The organism is Dapis hubbardiae BLCC-M172 (assembly GCF_050016015.1).
Lineage (GTDB): Bacteria > Cyanobacteriota > Cyanobacteriia > Cyanobacteriales > Microcoleaceae > Trichodesmium.
Genome location: NZ_JBNHEQ010000219.1, coordinates 1 through 923, shown reverse-complemented (window position 1 = coordinate 923; position 923 = coordinate 1).

Below are 923 nucleotides of genomic sequence, written 5' to 3'. Positions count from 1 at the left end.
GGTAATGTATTTGCTGATTGAGGTATTAATAATGCTGAAAAAACTCTAGCTAAGGTAAAAATTGCTAACCGTATATGTGAATTAATTAATGAACCTCAATTAAGTCTTTCTACAGCATCAGAATTATTAGGTATTAGTGAGGAAAAAATTTCGAGACTTATCAGTGGTTTGTTGCAATAATTTGATTCTGACCAATTATTTCAGTTTCTCAATTATCTAGATCGAGATATTGAAATAGTGATTAAACCTAAATCACTAAAAAGTAAGAATAGAGAGGATTTACATACCATTTTTAGGAAGTATTTTAATCAGACTTACTATTCGTAACATTCTTTGTTCAAAATGGGATAGCGGTTTTCACAAAGGTAGACTACAAAACTTCTTCCTTCTTCCTTCTTCCTTCTTCCTTCTTCCTTCTTCCTTCTTCCTTCTTACTTCTTCCTTCTTCCTTCTTCCTTCTTACTTCTTACTTCTTCCTTCTTCCTTCTTACTTCTTCCTTCTTCCTTTAAACCCAAATCTCTGTACTCTATATTAATGAAAACTGCTATATCACTTCTTACTTCCGACTACTTATATTATTTTCGGTTAAATAGTTATTATAATTAAAGTTCGTAGTTTTGCTCTAGCCCCAACTGTAGATAGGGCTAGCAGCTCTACTACAAACAAAAATTTTATTATAAGTAATTATCTAAACATTATATAGCAATCCTCCGCATATTCGTGGCAAAAATATTACTGCTTTTTAGGCAACAGGGAACAGGCAACAGGCAACAGGTAAGAGTTTCAACTTTTTTATCTACTTTTTGATTTGTCGCGACCTATTTAGGATTGCTATATTACTTCTTGCTTCTTGCTTCTTACTTCTTACTTATTCCTTCTTCTTTCTTCCTTCTTAAAACTATGTCTCAATTATTAATTAATC